This is a genomic window from Microbispora bryophytorum, from assembly GCF_006874465.1.
Classification (GTDB): Bacteria; Actinomycetota; Actinomycetes; order Streptosporangiales; family Streptosporangiaceae; genus Microbispora; species Microbispora bryophytorum.
Genome location: NZ_VIRL01000073.1, coordinates 1 through 751 on the forward strand (window position 1 = coordinate 1; position 751 = coordinate 751).

General features: G+C 67.6%; 2 protein-coding genes. Both read right to left on the reverse strand.

What is annotated here, in order from left to right:
* Positions 1–379: Gfo/Idh/MocA family protein (locus FLX07_RS35860; protein ID WP_244311180.1), on the reverse strand; the 379-nt coding region annotated here is incomplete at its 3' end.
* A gap of 16 nt (positions 380–395) precedes the next feature.
* A partial coding sequence (locus tag FLX07_RS35865; protein ID WP_142576420.1) for a substrate-binding domain-containing protein occupies positions 396–751 on the reverse strand: 356 nt, incomplete at its 5' end.

Consider the following 751-nt stretch of genomic DNA (forward strand, 5'->3'; position numbering starts at 1 on the left):
CCGCCTCCTTCGCCGCCGCGGCCATGGCCTCGGCCTCGGCCACGGTGTTGGCCAGCGGCTTCTCGCACAGGACGTGCTTGCCCGCCGCCAGCGCCGCGATGGCGATCTCGGCGTGGCTGTCGCCCGGCGTGCAGATGTCGACGATCTGCACGTCGTCACGCTCGACGAGCCGCTTCCAGTCGGTCTCCACCGCCGCCCAGCCGAGCTTGTCCGCGGCTTCGGCCGTGGCACCGGGCGACCGGCCGGACAGGGCCGCCATGGCGGGCCTTACCGGCAGGTCGAAAACCGAGGCGACGTTCCGCCATGCCTGCGAGTGCACGCGTCCCATGAACGCGTACCCCACCATGCCGACACCGAGCGTCGGCCTGCTTTCTGTCACTAGATCATCCCCCGAATCAGGATTCGAAGCCGAACGGCAGATACTTGTCCACGTTGTCCTTGCTGATGGTCTCCGAGGACAGTGTGATCGACTGCGGCACCTCCTGCTCCAGCAGGTCGCTCATGCCCTTGCCCTGGGCGATGAGCCGGGCGATCTTGATCGCCGAGCCGGCCATCGTCGCGGGGTAGGTGACCGTCGCCTTCAGCACGCCGCTGTCGGCCTGGATGTCACGCATCGCGTTGGCAGAACCCGCACCGCCGACCATGAAGAACTCGTCGCGACCGGCCTCCTTGATCGCCGCCATCACGCCGATGCCCTGGTCGTCGTCGTGGTTCCAGATCGCGTCGATCTTCTTGTGCGCCTGCAGCAGGT